Here is a 15256-nt window from a genome sequence, read left to right as displayed (position 1 = left end):
TTTTAAACTTTTTGCTAGCTTTGCGGCACCAATTTTTTGTAATAAACTGACTTGGTCTAGAGCCGTTTGTTTGTCATTTTGACAAATTGCTATGCGAGCATTAGCAACCAGCAATTTATCATAATCGTATTCTTTCTTTGCTTATTGTGCTCAAAAATGTGCCGATTTTTCACACTAAAAATAATAATTTAGTGTTATTCTTATTTTAGAGGTAAATCAATAATTACATCAGATTTATTTCGTCGATCAAAAAGTCGTTAACTTATTTATAAAGACGTAACAGTTTGGCTTTTATATGCTAATTTGGAAAGGAGGATAAATACATGACTGAAATAGTTGCATTGATAGCCTTGATCAATGCATGTTGGCTTTTGGGTAAAACTTATAAAGATAATCCAATAATCAAATTTCTTAGAACTAATCGCGGAATGGTGTTGATATTAGCCTCCGTTTCCTTATTAGCCTATAAAATGGTAATATATGATTTTCAATTTGGTCAAATTTTGCCGTCTTTTTATTCTGTAATGGTTTTGCTTATTTTGTTAGGTCTTTTTTATATTTTAAAAGATCGTCGGGCAATAAAATAAACGTTTGCTAATCAAAATTAGCTGACAGATTTTTAACAAATCTTTTTGCTAATATTTTGGCTCCAAGCTAGATATAGCTTGGAGCTTTTTAAGTACAAAAACAATTGCTCTAGCAGAAGTATAGATGACTTTGTCAAAATTAACAGCAATTTATTATGTTGCTTTTTTAGTTGTCAATTTAAATTTTGTATTATAAAACAATATTCTACTCAATCGCTTTTTCTTAACTGGTACAACATATTACTGTAATATACTTATTTAATTAGATATCGTATCTAAAAAATAATGATAAAAGGAATTGAGAATTTCAATGGTAAAAAATAGTAAGCTAATTGGCTCAATACTCTCAGTGGGAATACTTAGTTTTTTGGGAATTGTGATAGAAACAGCACTCAATATTGCTTTTCCCCAATTAATGACTGAATTTAATATTTCTGCCAGAACGGTTCAGTGGCTAACAACAGGCTATATGTTGGTATCTACGATCATTATTCCTTTTGGTTCCTATTTACAAAAGAGATTCAAAGCTGTTTCTTTATTTAGAATAGCTGTTTTATGCTTTTTGCTGGGTACTTTTTTAGCAGGTATTTCATCAAGTTTCACTTTATTGCTATTTGGGCGTCTTTTACAAGGAGTTGCTGCCGGCATTGGTTTGCCACTAATGTTTTCAATAATCTTAAGAGAATCACCTCAAAAGCAAGTTGGCATGTTTATGGGGCTCGGTACTCTTGTTATTGCTTTTGCTCCTGCAGTTGGTCCAGTATACGGTGGAATAGTTCTAAAACTATTTCAGTGGCAGAATTTATTTTTGTTTATTATCCCAGTAATTATATTGATCTGGGTATTAGGCGAGTTTAGTATCACTCAAACTACTAAAACTGAAAAAATTCCATTTGATTTTCAGGGTGGATTACTTTTAATTGCGTTTCTCCTGTCCGCTTTATTTGTACTTTTGGGTTTTACCAGTGGCAATAATATTTGCCTGCAATTAATACTGGCATTAATCACTATTATTACTGGATCTTTCTTTATTTTGGTTGAAAAGCATAGTCAGCATGCAGTTTTAAAAGTTAGTTTATTTAAAAACTGGCAGTTTACTTTCTTTTTGCTGGCATTTTTTCTGTTGCAATTAATGTCACTAAGCATGTCATTTTTGATACCCAACGTGTTACAGACAGCTTTTGCACAAACAACGGCCACAGCTGGTTTGCTGGTTTTACCTGCTGCTATTACAGATGCGGTTGTTTCAGCGTTTGCTGGAATAATTTATGATAAGGTTAATCAAAAATTACCTATAATATTTGGAGTAGTAATAATTCTTCTCACTTTTATAATTGCTAATTTTTTAAACCCAAATATTACCAACATGGCCTTTATTTATATCAGCTTTATATTTGGCTTGGGATTTAGCTACGGTAATATCATGACTTTTTGTTTATCCCATATTCCGACTGATGTCAAAAATGATGGGAATGTTATTTTTATGACCGTCCAATCATATTCTGGGGCGATAGGCACAGCACTAGCAGCTTCTTTAGTAACCTTGGCGCAAACAGGTTTTAAAAACAAAAAGTTGGCGGCATTGGCAGGTCTAAAACTAAATTACAATATGTTAGTATTCCTATCTTTGATCGTACTGGTTTGCATTTTAGTTTGCTTTATTTTTACTAAATTAAAAAATAAAGCATCTCAAAATTTGTTTTAATTTTCAGGTACTTTTTTAATTCAGCACAATAATTGCGATTGACGTTGGGTAAACATCTTCCAATATTAAAAATGAACATTGGTCTACTTTTCCTAAAACCGGCAGGTTAAAATAGGATAAGAAATAAGTATGCATCAATCTGCGGAATATATGAAGTTCGATTAGTCCTATCAAAAAGTATTGCTAGTAGAGAAAATGCTAAAAGTGCTAAAATTGAGCAATTGCAAAACTTTTCTCCGCCATCCAGATTAGCCTTTTGAATAATTTTTACAGGGTGGGTGGTTTTAATGAAAATAGCACCTAGCAGTAATATCACACCAAAGAAAAAATAAGTATATATAGCTATCTTATTTTTGTGATAATAAATAAAAAGAATGCCAATTAAAAATTGTAAAATACCCATTAAAAATAAGGCGATTTTCGGATTAAGTTTATACTTCAGCATCATTTGAACCTTTCAAAATTAAATTTAATAAGATTACATAATAAAAAAGCAATCTTTTTTGTAACTACTACTTATTAGGACATTGTGTAGTTGACTAATAAAAAATATGTATTGAGTTTAGTTATTCCGTTCCAAAAGAGTGTTATCTTTTAACTCGTAATGTTTAAAGTTATTGTCTTTAAATATTTGCTCATCGTAATGGTGTGCAATTTCCAACACAGTGCAGTTCAACCTGTTTATTACTTGTTGCACTTTTTTACCTGTTTCATTATCTAAAGCCGAGGTGGCCTCATCTACTAAAATAATCTTTTTACGGTAAATCAGTGCACGAGCAATTTCAATTCTTTGCTTTTGTCCACCTGACAGATTTGCACCATTTTCACCATACTTTTTGTCTAAACAATTATCACCTAGTTCTGCTGATAAACCGACTGCTTTTAGTGCTTTTACGCATTCTTCATCCGAAAACTCTTTACCTAGAGTCAGATTAAGACGCAAAGTGTCATTGAACATGAATGGACTTTGAGCAATATAAGCAAGTTCACCAGAACCAGCGATATTTTTAACTACTTGAGAACCATCTTGAAGAAAAATTTGTCCGCTTGTAGGTTTGATGAAGCCTTCTATTAAGTTGAAGATTGTTGATTTGCCTGCACCGGATTTACCAGTAATTAAAATTTTGGTTCTGAATGGAATTGTTAAACTTAAATTTGTCAAAATCACCTTTTTGTCATTATAAGCAAAACTGACATCATCTATCTTGATGCTAGGAGAATTAAGGTGACTATTCTTGTTTTCTGCAAATTCAAGCGGATACAGTTTGAGACTTTTACGAATATTTTCTGTCGTCTTCATCTCATTTAGGCATTGTGCGGCATTTCTCAGAGGCCCAACGACACGGTCACTGGCTAAGAAAATGGCGATAATAGCTGCTGGTTCAGCCTGACCATTGATAACAAAAAACAAACCTGCACCAAGAGGAAGAATAAAACTCAATGCAGAAAGAATAGCGCTGAGAAAAATTGCCCAAGCTTGATAGTCATTCATCTTTTTGTACGAATTTTCTGTTTGCTGCAAGTAGTTTTCGGTATCTGCAAACATTGCTTTTTCAGCTAAATAAGTTTTAATTGTGCGAATACCATTAAACAAGTCGGTTACTTTGCCTAAATAAGTGCTGCTACTTTTTTGCCAAGTTTCAGAGGAATCACTTAATACTTTGCCAAAAATTTTGGATGAAAGCATTGGCAGCAGTGAAAATAAAATGAATAAAATCCCAATTGCAAAATTAAGCCAAAGAATATAAAAGCTGGATATTGCAGCCATCAAAATGGCACCACACAATTCAAAAAAATTTTTAAAATAATTAGTTTCAATCAGCTTGAAGTCATTAAAAATCTTTGAAACATTATCTGAAGCAACTGCTGCAAAGTCTGGGTTAACTATCTGACCGTAAACAAAGCTGTCTTTTATTTTGATATTCATTAATTTGATTGCCTGATTGATCCAGATTTGCTTTAGGGTCATGGCGAAATAAACTAATCCCAGAGCCAGCAAACTGCTTATGATATACAACACTGCTTTTATAGCGGGTGTATGGCAGTTGAAAAACGTCACATTTGAAACTACTGAAGATAAAACCACGCCATCAAAAGAATAAATTATAGTTGCAATTAGAATTCCCAATAATAACGACTTAGGTAGTGTTTTAAAAAAAGTTTTGAAAGACATTGCATTCTCCCGGTACATTGGAATATAAAAAGCTTTAATTGACTTAAACTTCATTTTATCATTAAATTATAATAATATTAAATTATTATTTGAATATTTTAGTAAAAACACTGTGGTGCTAATTTATTTTAAAGGAACAAAGTGATGAGAGTTAATGTTTTACAACACACGCCAAACGAAGGCCCCGGTTCAATTCAGGAATGGGCCGACCTGCATCAGTATGGCTTTTATGTATATCATCCCTATCAGTTTGGCATTTTGCCTGAAGCTGCCACAACAGATTTACTAGTTATCTTAGGTAGTCCAATGAGTCCAAATGACGATCTGCCATGGATTAAGCAAGAGCGCCAGTTAATTAAGCAGCTATTTCAGGAGGAAAAGCCTATTTTGGGAGTATGCTTTGGCGCCCAACAAATTGTTAAAACTTTAGGCTATTAGGTTAAAAAGGCGCCGGTTAAGGAAGTAGGCTGGGGGCCAGTCAAATTGCAATCCAAATTAATTACCGGCTTACCTGAAAGTTTAGAAGTATTGCATTGGCATGAAGAAATGTTTGACATTCCAAAAGAGGCTGACGTTTTATTTTCTAATGCTAATTTACAAAATCAAGGTTTTGTTTTAGGCAAGCAAGCTGTTGGTTTGCAGTTTCACTTAGAACCAGAAAAAGATAATATCAAAGAGATTGTGGTTAACGATTCTCAATATCTTTCTGGGTCGATGTTTAAACAAACAGCTAAGCAAATTATTGAACATCCTGTTCCTAAAGAAAATAAAAGGGCAATGTTTCGCATTTTAGATTATTTGACAGAATAAATAATTTAGATTTAGAAAATTTGTTTTAAAAAGTGTCGCTTTATTTGTTCCTATAACTTTAATTGCTATACTACGAGAAACGAACTATCTGATGGGACAGACCTTACTTCAAAATTATAAACGGCAGATACCATGGCAGAGGCATGATTAGCATTTGGGGCGTATATTAATAAGTATTGTAACTACTGAAATAACCTTCAAAATAAAAACCAAGCCATTTTAATGGCTTGGCCTATATGATTATAGGTAATTTTCCTAAAATCTGGTTAATATTTGAGATTGGTTTGTTATAATTTAATTAGCGTAGAAAAGTTAAAAGGACGGTAGCTGCCGCTTTCATGAAGGAAGTGAGGCCTATGAACTATCTTGATTCATACTCCAATCTCCCAAAAGAAGGGAGCAGCAGTTGATGAGCACTGCCGAAGCGTTAAGTTTAATGCTTAACTTTGGCATGTTTATCTTGACCTTGTTAATGTTTATTGACAAGCATCATGATAAATGAGCAAATCAAAAACCGCCCTAGAGACTAGCTGGGCGGTTTTAATGTAAAACTAATATAAGCGCAGTTACCGTCCTTTGTGGCGGCTCTACGTGAGGAAGACATACGGCGTAAGTCTTCCTTTTTCTTACATATGTATTTTAGCATGGATACTTTTATGGTGCAATTAAGTATTATAGAGCAGTATTCATAGCGTAAAATAATACAAGGTATTTTAATTTGCAAAGCTAGCATTAATTTAATAATATGCAGTTAATTTTACGCATTAAGCTAAAATGCCTTGAAGAATCATATCTTGCTCACACAAAAACCGTTTCAATAGAAACGGTTTTTATATGTCTTATTTAATTTTGTTTAAACACAGCTTTAATAAGCAGCACCGTCGTAAAAGTCAAAGCGAGGCTTATTAAAGTCAAAGTCTTTTACTTCACTCAGTTTAAGGGCAATATCGCAAACGCCCCAGCTCATTAAATTGATTGGTTTACCGTAGTCTTCATCAGGAATAACCAATACAATGTATTTTCCTTGAGACAAAGCATAACCTAATTCCATACCAAGACCTACATCTTCTTCATCTGGTAAATAGACGCCGATCATAACATCGCTGGTCTTAATACCGGTTAAATCACCGCGGTAAGTAGCGGTTTCCCATTCACGATCACGCAGATATTCGGGATGTTCCTCGACATTAATGCCTTTATATTGATGATCTAGAGGAACATAACTGTTTTCTAGGTCAATGGTTGGGTTTTCTTCTAAAGCTTTCATTGTCTTCTTATAAGCATCATTTTGCTTATCATTAAACCAACCAGCACCAAAATAAACAGTTTTTGTCTTAGTCATAAAATTTCTCCTTACCATTTAAAACTATTTTAAATATATTTCACGCAACTTACTGATTTCATCATCAGTTAATCTCATAATATCATGTAAGTAGTTTTCAACGCTACCATAATTTTTATTTATAGTTGAAATGACAAAGTCAATATACTCAGAATGAACGGTTTGTAAATCTTTTAAGATGTTTAAAGTGGCCTCGTCAGCACCTTCATCTTTTGCTTTTTGTAAAAATTTCTGGACAAAGTCTTTAGTAGCAACGTTTGTCAAAAGATAATCTTTTTTGATAGTTTCAAAAGGCACTTCAAGTGCTGATAAAATCAACAATGCCGCAAAACCAGTTCTATCTTTACCAGCAGTACAGTGGAATATTACACTTTGATTTTCCTGATCATTAGCTAGCAGTACATCAAAAAAGTGCCGGTATGCTTTTTGCGCCGATTCACTCTTGATCATATCGTCGTATGCCAAAAACATGTGGTCAAATCCAGCTTTAGGATCTTGGTTTTTTTGACTGAGAATTTCGTCAATGCCTTTTGAAGATTCCGTCAAGTCTTCGCTGAAGACGGGATCGAAGTTATAGATAGCACCTTCAGGAATGCGATCAGGTTCTTTTTCAGCTTCGTCTTTACTTCTAAAGTCAACGACATATTTTACGCCATAGTCTTGTAAAAACTTCAGATCAGTTTGATCAAGCGTTGCCAAGTTAGCAGTTCTCAGTAATTTATGCATTTTGACTGTTTTACCGATACTGGTTTGATAGCCACCCAATTCGCGAAAATTACGGCCACTTTTTACGCCAATTAGTTGATTTTTAAGTTTTTGGGTCATTAAATACCTCCACCTTTGCGTTTGACAATTACACTTAATTTTAGCAATAAACTAGTATATAAACAATTATAAAAAAACATAGTTGTTATCTAAAATATGGTAAAATGGATAAAAGAATAATATATTTCAAAAGGGTGAGAACATGGAAACAAAAAAAGCTAATATTTTAGTTCCAGTCGACGGTTCAGAATCGGCAGAAAGATCCTTTGATAAAGCAGTTAAAATTGCAATGACTGAAAACGCCCATATTGATGTTTTAAGCGTAATTGATACCAGACAATTTCTGGGACAAATGCAGGATACCTTAATTACTGGGGACACGGTTTATCAGATGACGCAGGATACAGAAAAGTACCTTAAGAGTCTAACTGAATGGGCTCATGATAATTTGGGTTTTGATGATATTGATTATCACATCCGTTATGGCAGCCCCAAAGCAATTATTTCCTATGACTTTATTAAAGATCACCACAATGATTTAATTATTATGGGTGCAACTGGATTAAATGCAGTTGAAAGAATGTTAATGGGTTCAGTAACTGAGTATGTTAACCAGCATGCATTAGCAGATGTTTTGATCGTCAGAACGGACATTGACAATAAACCACTTAAACTAGAACGGAAAAAGAAATAATTTAGAAATTTGATATTTTTAAAAGTTGCTAATGGCATACAACTCTTTGTGTGCTTTTTTTGTTGGCTGGATTACTTTTAACAATAGCTTTTTGCTCTCAAAAATGTTCGTGATTATTATTTATACTGAGCAATAAAATGACTAACTTAAATTAAATAGTTGAATTTTTACGAACCTTTTGGTATATTATTCACTGAATGAACGCAGTTGTGTTAATTAAAGGCTAGTAGTAATAGAGAATAAGTTTATTATTTACAGTCTAAGCTGTTCATTTTTATCAAATAGAAATTCAAGGGCTTTATATGATTTAGGTCATATTCTGCCCTTTTTTAGTTGTTAATTTTGGAGGAAATAATGAATAACAAAAACGGGTGTTAATGAAGGTCGTTAGTTTGTAATTTAATATTTTCAGGGAAAAGAAGAATACGTTAAATTTAGTAAAACTTTTGGTATTTAACCTGAAAATAAAGTCATTGTGAATATCATTTTTAAGGAGTAAAAGAACAAATGACCAAAATCAAAAAATTTCTGATAACCTGTTTTTTACTATTATTAACAGTCGGAGCTACGGCTTGTTCAAATAAAAAGTCGTCTTCAAGCAGCAATACACCCAAATCAATCAACGTTCAGTTCGTACCTAGCGTTGCTGCCAATAAACTAGAAGCAAGAGCTAAGCCAATGGAAAAGATGCTTTCTAAACGTCTTGGCATTCCAGTACATGTTTCAATGTCAACTAACTATAATGGTCTAGTTGAAGCTATGAAGTCTAAAAAAGTAGATGTGGGCTTTTTACCTTCAGACGGCTATATCATGGCGCATAAGCAAGGAGCAGCAGACTTATTATTGCAAGCTGAGCGCTACCGCGTTACACAACCAAATGGTAAGAGAACTAAGGAATTAGTTAATTCATACCGTGGTGAAATCCTAGTCAAGAAAGGCTCAAAAATTAAGAGTTGGAAAGACTTAAAGGGCAAATCAATTTCTGTTACCGATGTTACTTCTGACTCCGGCTATATTTTCCCTATTGCTGAGTTAAAGCAAAAAGGTTTAGATGTAACTAAAAAATGTAAATTAGTCACTGTTACTGGTGCTGATCAAGCAGTGATAGACGTTTTAAACGGCGATACTGATGCAGCTTTTGTTTATGAAGATGCTAGAAATGATGTCTTAAAGGACGAACCAAAAATTATGAGTAAAGTAGTGCCAATTTACTTTACCAAGAGAATACCTAACGATACCATTTCAGTTCTTCCAAGTATGCCTAAGTCATTTAGAAAGAAATTAGCTAAAGCATTTATTTCAATTGCCAAATCCAAAGATGGTAGAAAATTGATTGAAAGTATTTACAGTCACGAAGGCTACACTTATGCCAAAGATAGTGACTATAACATCATCAGAAAGTATGATAAGTTAATCGCTTCTACCAAAAAATAAATTCCAGACAAATAACACTCTCAAAAAAGCGTCAATAAAACAAACTTGAAAATTTTTCATCAGCAAAAATAATTTTTCCAACCTATTCTCTTTTCTAAATAAAATATTTCTGCTATTATTTGATAGAATAAATACAGTATGTTGAAAGGAGTGTGAAGGTAATGCAAAAATATCAACGGCGCCTAGCGTTCATTGACTTTTTTGCAAAAAAGCCTTTTCACTTTCTTCAAAAAGAAGGTATTGTTCGCTTTTTTAGTAAAAGTGTTATTAAAAGACTTAGTTTAATTCACGTTTGTGTTTTTGGCTAAAGTCTTTTTTTATGTCTGGGAGGGCATGATGAAAAAATTTAGAAAAATATTAGCTTTTGCTGCTGTTTTTTTGGTGGCATTCATGACGGCAGCTTGCTCTAATAAGGAAAAGAGCAAAGATAGCGGTACGCCTAAGTCTCTGAACGTGCAATTCGTTCCTAGCCAGGCTGCCACTAAGCTGGAATCACGTGCAAAGCCTTTGGAAAAAATGTTATCCGATCGGCTGGGCATTCCAGTACATGTGTCGATGTCAACTGATTACAATACGGTGGTTGAGGCCATGAAGTCCAAAAAAGTTGATGTGGGCTTCTTACCGCCAAATGGTTACATTTTAGCTCATAAGCAAGGTGCTGCAGATGTTTTACTGCAGGCACAAAGATATGGTGTTAAGCAACCAAACGGGCGTCCAACTAAAGATTTAGTTAACTTCTATCGTGCCGAAATTGTAGCTAAGAAGAATTCTAAAATTAAGAGCTGGAAAGATTTAAAGGGCAAGTCAATCTCTATTCAAAGTCCCACATCCTCAGCCGGCTACGTTTTCCCCATTGCTGAATTAAAGGAAAAAGGCCTTGATGTGCGCAAGAGCTGCAAGTTAGTAACTGTTACTGGTCAAGATCAAGCAGTTTTAAATGTGCTTAACGGTGATACTGATGCTGCTTTCGTGTTTGAAGATGCGCGGACAATTGTTAAAGATGACAACCCTAAAATTATGAGTCAAGTGGTGCCAATTTACTTTACTAAACCAATTCCGAACGATACTATTTCTGTAGTTCCAAGTATGTCTAAGTCATTTAGAAAGAAATTGGCTAACGCATTTATTGATATTGGTAAGTCTAAAAAGGGTAAAAAGATTATCGAGAGTATCTATACTCATGAAGGATACGTCCACACTAAGGACAGTGACTTTAACGTTGTACGCAAGTATGAAGATATTATCGAATCAACCAAAAAATAAGGGATACAAAGGAAGTTTATAATGGCAGATTCTGTAGTTAAGCCAATAATTGAATTAAAAAACGTAAAGAAAGTTTATGGCAAAGATGTTGTTGGTTTAAAAGACGTCAATTTAACTATTAATAAGGGTGAATTTGTTGTTATTGTAGGTTTATCCGGCGCCGGCAAATCAACGCTTTTAAGGTCGATTAACCGTTTAATTGATATTACCGAGGGCGATATCTTGATTAACGGTGAGTCAATTACTAAGGCCAAAGGTAAAAAATTAAGAACGTTGCGCAGGCATATCGGTATGATTTTCCAAAGCTTTAATTTAGTTAAACGCTCAAGTGTTTTGCGTAATGTTTTAACGGGTAGAGTAGGGTACTATCCAACTTGGAAATCGTCGTTAAACCTTTTTACAAAGGAAGATAAACAGCGTGCCTATGATGCTTTACAGCAAGTTGATTTGGCAGATAAAGTTTATTCTCGTGCTGATGAACTATCTGGGGGGCAGCAGCAACGCGTGGCTATTGCCCGGGTATTGACACAGAACCCTGATATCATTTTGGCGGACGAGCCGACAGCTTCACTTGATCCGCAAACCTCTCGTCGTGTAATGAAAGATTTACAAATGCTGAATGAAAAGCATGGTATGACTGTTGTTATTAACTTGCACAGCGTTCAGCTCGCACAGGAATTTGGTAAAAGGGTAATCGGCGTTCGTGCTGGTGAAATTATTTATGACGGCAAGATGTCCGATACGCCAGCATCAACGTTTGATCAGATTTATTCCGGTGGTGACCAAGATGAGTAGCACGGAACAGGAAAAGCTGCTGGCTTTGCCTAAGAAAAAGTTTAAGATTTTAAATTTACTGTGGGTCATAATTTTCATTGCGGGTTTATTTATCTCTACTAATGAAACTAAAACAGATTTAGGTGCGTTATTTGCCAACTTCGGTCAATTTGCTGATATTTTTCTGCAAATGCTGCATCCCGATTGGTCATACATGGCAACAGTAATTCCGCTTTTGCTTGAAACAATTAAAATGGCAATTTTAGGAACCGTAATCGGCTCAGCTGTAGCCTTTATCTATTCTTTATTAATTGCCCGCAATATTGTTAAAAATAAGGCGATTACTGGCATTCTCAGGGTAATCATGAATATCATCAGAACTATCCCTGATCTATTATTAGGTGCCATTTTCGTTGCTATTGTCGGGATTGGACCTGTAGCTGGTGTCTTGGCACTAGCTATCTGTACTTTCGGAATTGTAGTCAAGCTGTTTTATGAGGCTATTGAAACTATTGATCCCGGTCCGATTGAAGCATTAACAGCTGTTGGCGCCAACAAATTGCAAATTATAGTTTTTGCAGTTCTGCCACAAGTAATTACGTATTTTATTTCTTATTGTTTGTACGCATTTGAAATAAATGTCAGAGCATCTACCGTTCTGGGTTATATCGGTGCCGGTGGTATCGGTTTATACCTGCAACAAACGCTGCAAGTCTTTGATTACCCTAAGACGGGCACAATTATCATTGTGATTATCATTGTAGTGGTACTGATAGATTATGTTTCTTCTAAATCACGGGAGGCGTTGATGCAATAATGGATACAATTATGAAAAAGCTGCCTCCTAGGCCGATTGATGTTAAAAAACGTATCTTGCACTGGCTGATCACAATTGTGACTATTGGGCTGGTGATATGGTCCTGCACTGGAATTGACTTTGGCGGGATTAAAGAAACAGCCGGTCAAATTGCTGGTGCGATTTTCTCTGGCATTTTTCACCCTGACTGGTCCTATGTTTATAACGGTAGTGGAGAAGATTTGGTTTCACAACTGTGGGAAACTGTCTGCATTGCGTTTTTAGGAACTTTTATTTCTGCTATTATTTCACTGCCCTTTGCCTTCTGGGCAGCAAATACTAAACACAAGCATTGGTATGTGTCACGGACTGGTAAAATCGTACTGGCAATAATTAGATCGTTTCCAGAAATTGTTTTGGCATTGATGTTTATTAAGGCAGTAGGACCAGGCTCTGCCGCCGGAGTGATGGCTCTTGGCTTTCACTCAGTGGGGATGCTTGCCAAACTGTTTTCTGAAGCAATAGAAAACTTGGATGATGGTCCTAACGAAGCAGTAACTGCGGTCGGCGGTTCCAAAACTAATATCATTATGTTTTCTACTTTGCCTAATCTGATGCCTGCTCTAATTTCAAATACGTTATACCGCTTTGATGTTTCTATCAGGTCTGCTTCAATCTTGGGCCTGGTTGGCGCCGGCGGTATCGGTTATCCGTTAATCATCGCATTGCAGTACCGGCAATGGAACCGGGTAGGAATAATCTTACTTGGCATCATTATTATGGTTATTGTGATTGATTGGATTTCCGGCTGGATTCGTAAAAAATTAGTATAAAAATTAAAAAATAAATTTATTAGCGTAATATCAACTTTTTATAGTTGCTATTACGCTTTTTTGTTTTCAAGCTGCTCTTAATAGCACCTTTTTTCAGCAATTATACTTTCTATATGTAAGCGGTTTATTTGAATGTCCGCTAAAGGGGACATTCAAATAATTTTTATGAATAATTTCAGAAATAAAATGTAGGTATGAAAAGGAGGTACTTGGTTGAAAAACAAGATGAATGATAAGGAGCTGTTAAATTTTTTAGAAAAACAAACTGGATATACGAGTGCTGCCAAGATTGCTGCAGCTTTTGACGTATCTGTTAAAACTGTTTATCGCCATGTTAACAGCGTTAACGGAAATAAAAAAGTTAAAATCATCAACTCCGAAAAAAGCAAGGGCTACACATTAAGCAAAAATACGGCACTCAAGAAATTTCAGCAAGCTGCTTCTTTTTCTGATAAGGAAAGTCCCGAGCTTCGCAGGAAAAAAGTAATTTTGAAAATCTTGTTTAATTCACCTCAACCAATAGCAATTTACAGTTTGTATAAAGATGAGTATGTCAGCGAGTCAACGATCAACGCTGATTTGCTCAAAATCAAGAATATTCTCAGTAAGTCAAATTTAACGTTAACTCAGAAAAGCAAGAAGGTTGCGGTGCTGGGCAAAGAAGATGATATTCGTGAAAAAATCAATTCCCTTTTACATTGGCATAAGGGAAAAAATAATAGGGTGCCAATTGATGGGATTAGTGAAATTGATTTAACTTTCATTCAAGAACAAATCAATATCATCGAACAATTAAGTGCGACCAAGATTCCTTATCCCTATGACATTAATATTTGTTCACATTTATATATTTTAATTCAGAGAGCAAGAAAGCAGATTGACAAAAATTACAGTAATAAAATTTTTGTTCCCGAACATGAAATCAAACAAAATCATGATTTATACAGAATTGCGGAAATAGTGATTGAAAATGTAGAGAAATTCATTGTCAAAAAGATTTCGAAGTTTGAAATCAATTATTTGTTTAAGTATTTGCTTTCCTCCCGCTTTATTGGCAGGTCAAGTCAGCCGGATCAAAAATCCCTCTACTCTAAAAGCGTTGAAACCTTTACCTCCCAGTTGATTCAACGTGTGGCTCAGAAAATAAAACCTCAAATCGATGAGCCGGTATTAAAGAAGGAACTGATCAGCCATATTGGGCCAATGATGAACCGGATTAAAAACAATATTTCAGTAGAAAATGAACTTTTACCGGATATTCAAGTTGAATATAAAGATTTGTTTGCAGCGATTGAGCAAGAATCTAAGCAGTTATGCCTGCAAATGAAAATACCCTTAATTTCAAAAAATGAAGTGGGGTTTATTACTTTATATTTTGAAAAAAATATCGAGGAGATTACAAAAAAATATCATGTTTGGGTGGTTTGCGCCAGCGGAGTGGGAACTTCTGAATTATTGAAGCTAAAAATTCAAAAAGAGTTTAGCAATATTGTTGTCGACAAAGTGATTTCCTCGCTTGATGAACAGCTTTACCGGCTGAACAACGGCTCTAAAACAGATCTCATTATTTCTACTGTAGAACTGCCTTCATATATATCGAATAAATATGTCTTGGTTAGTGCGATGTTGAATAAACAAGACAAGGAGAAGATAAAAAATGCCATCTACGGCTGAATTTTATGCGGTAGTTACGCAAACAACAGATATTTTGGAACTTGCTGAAATTTATATCAGAAAAAAAGCGCCGTATTTAAGCTCAAGTTATATCAAACGCAAAATAATTGAGCGCGAAAAATTAGGGGAAACCTATGTTGGTCATAAAACCATCATCTTGCATGTAATTAGTACACAAATAACTGCTGATTTCGGGCTGTACCTGTTTTTGTTAAATATTGCCCATTGGGAATCTTTATACAGTAAAAAAATATATCCCATCAATAAGGTCATGGTGATGTGTGTTAACCCCAAACTTACAAGTCCCGAGTTTAAGTTTTTGCTTAAATTCTTTAATTGTCGACCAGAACAAGTTGAGCATGATTTTGGTCTTGAGAAGAACAAAATTTACCAAATAAAGTAGAAA

15 protein-coding genes and 1 pseudogene are annotated in these 15256 nt (G+C 34.7%); 12 read left to right on the top strand and 4 right to left on the bottom strand.

Translation table 11 applies throughout. From position 1 onward, the window contains the following. The first annotated feature begins 323 nt into the window (after positions 1 to 323). Positions 324 to 587 (top strand): hypothetical protein, encoded by a 264-nt coding sequence (locus tag JF73_RS07725; protein ID WP_046327695.1) that lies wholly within the window; start codon positions 324 to 326, stop codon positions 585 to 587. Between the two features lie 310 nt (positions 588 to 897). Further along, the gene (locus JF73_RS07720) at positions 898 to 2292 is read left to right on the top strand and encodes a DHA2 family efflux MFS transporter permease subunit (RefSeq protein ID WP_046327694.1); all 1395 of its coding nucleotides are present in this window, start codon (positions 898 to 900) and stop codon (positions 2290 to 2292) included. Positions 2293 to 2398: 106 nt separating this feature from the next. Here JF73_RS07720 and JF73_RS07715 read toward each other — a convergent pair whose 3' ends face one another. Together JF73_RS07715 and JF73_RS07710 are read right to left on the bottom strand one after the other, a co-directional pair. Beyond that, positions 2399 to 2740 (bottom strand): hypothetical protein, encoded by a 342-nt coding sequence (locus tag JF73_RS07715; protein ID WP_046327693.1) that lies wholly within the window; start codon positions 2738 to 2740, stop codon positions 2399 to 2401. A 114-nt stretch (positions 2741 to 2854) separates the two neighbouring features. After that, positions 2855 to 4465, bottom strand: coding sequence for an ATP-binding cassette domain-containing protein (locus JF73_RS07710; protein WP_046327692.1), 1611 nt, complete (start codon positions 4463 to 4465; stop codon positions 2855 to 2857). Between the two features lie 144 nt (positions 4466 to 4609). On the opposite strand from JF73_RS07710, the pseudogene JF73_RS07705 reads away from it, so the two are divergent. Next, positions 4610 to 5275: pseudogene (locus tag JF73_RS07705) on the top strand (type 1 glutamine amidotransferase). A 409-nt stretch (positions 5276 to 5684) separates the two neighbouring features. Continuing rightward, entirely contained in the window at positions 5685 to 5777 is a 93-nt protein-coding gene (locus tag JF73_RS09555; RefSeq protein ID WP_081945322.1) for a putative holin-like toxin, read from the top strand. Positions 5778 to 6140: 363 nt separating this feature from the next. Here JF73_RS09555 and JF73_RS07700 read toward each other — a convergent pair whose 3' ends face one another. Both JF73_RS07700 and JF73_RS07695 read right to left on the bottom strand, forming a co-directional pair. Continuing rightward, the gene (locus JF73_RS07700; RefSeq protein WP_046327691.1) at positions 6141 to 6617 is read right to left on the bottom strand and encodes a nucleoside 2-deoxyribosyltransferase; all 477 of its coding nucleotides are present in this window, start codon (positions 6615 to 6617) and stop codon (positions 6141 to 6143) included. A 24-nt stretch (positions 6618 to 6641) separates the two neighbouring features. Beyond that, positions 6642 to 7442, bottom strand: a complete 801-nt coding sequence (locus JF73_RS07695; RefSeq protein ID WP_046327690.1) for a tyrosine-protein phosphatase — start codon at positions 7440 to 7442, stop codon at positions 6642 to 6644. Between the two features lie 142 nt (positions 7443 to 7584). On the opposite strand from JF73_RS07695, the gene JF73_RS07690 reads away from it, so the two are divergent. The 8 genes from JF73_RS07690 to JF73_RS07655 all read left to right on the top strand — a co-directional run bounded on the left by JF73_RS07690 (position 7585) and on the right by JF73_RS07655 (position 15253). Further along, positions 7585 to 8076 carry a universal stress protein gene (locus JF73_RS07690; RefSeq protein WP_046327689.1) on the top strand — a complete coding sequence of 164 codons (492 nt, stop codon included), beginning with the start codon at positions 7585 to 7587 and terminating at the stop codon, positions 8074 to 8076. A gap of 507 nt (positions 8077 to 8583) precedes the next feature. Continuing rightward, on the top strand, positions 8584 to 9510 hold the full coding sequence (locus JF73_RS07685) for a phosphate/phosphite/phosphonate ABC transporter substrate-binding protein (protein ID WP_046327688.1): 927 nt from the start codon (positions 8584 to 8586) through the stop codon (positions 9508 to 9510). Positions 9511 to 9846: 336 nt separating this feature from the next. After that, a complete protein-coding gene (gene phnD / locus JF73_RS07680; protein WP_046327687.1) occupies positions 9847 to 10773 on the top strand; it encodes a phosphate/phosphite/phosphonate ABC transporter substrate-binding protein in 927 nt (308 codons plus the stop codon). 21 nt (positions 10774 to 10794) lie between these two features. After that, positions 10795 to 11568, top strand: coding sequence for a phosphonate ABC transporter ATP-binding protein (gene phnC, locus JF73_RS07675; protein ID WP_046327686.1), 774 nt, complete (start codon positions 10795 to 10797; stop codon positions 11566 to 11568). Further along, entirely contained in the window at positions 11561 to 12364 is an 804-nt protein-coding gene (phnE, locus tag JF73_RS07670; protein WP_046327685.1) for a phosphonate ABC transporter, permease protein PhnE, read from the top strand. Before phnC ends, phnE (JF73_RS07670) begins: the two co-directional genes overlap by 8 nt. Further along, on the top strand, positions 12364 to 13176 hold the full coding sequence (gene phnE, locus JF73_RS07665) for a phosphonate ABC transporter, permease protein PhnE (RefSeq protein ID WP_038524350.1): 813 nt from the start codon (positions 12364 to 12366) through the stop codon (positions 13174 to 13176). Before phnE (JF73_RS07670) ends, phnE (JF73_RS07665) begins: the two co-directional genes overlap by 1 nt. Before the next feature lie 213 nt (positions 13177 to 13389). After that, on the top strand, positions 13390 to 14850 hold the full coding sequence (locus tag JF73_RS07660; protein WP_046327684.1) for a BglG family transcription antiterminator: 1461 nt from the start codon (positions 13390 to 13392) through the stop codon (positions 14848 to 14850). Next, positions 14834 to 15253, top strand: a complete 420-nt coding sequence (locus JF73_RS07655) for a PTS sugar transporter subunit IIA (protein WP_046327683.1) — start codon at positions 14834 to 14836, stop codon at positions 15251 to 15253. The genes JF73_RS07660 and JF73_RS07655 overlap by 17 nt, the downstream gene beginning before the upstream one ends. The last annotated feature ends 3 nt before the right edge of the window (positions 15254 to 15256 follow it).

It is taken from the genome of Lactobacillus helsingborgensis (assembly GCF_000970855.1).
Lineage (GTDB): Bacteria > Bacillota > Bacilli > Lactobacillales > Lactobacillaceae > Lactobacillus > Lactobacillus helsingborgensis.
This window is presented reverse-complemented; position numbering and strand designations above follow the sequence as displayed.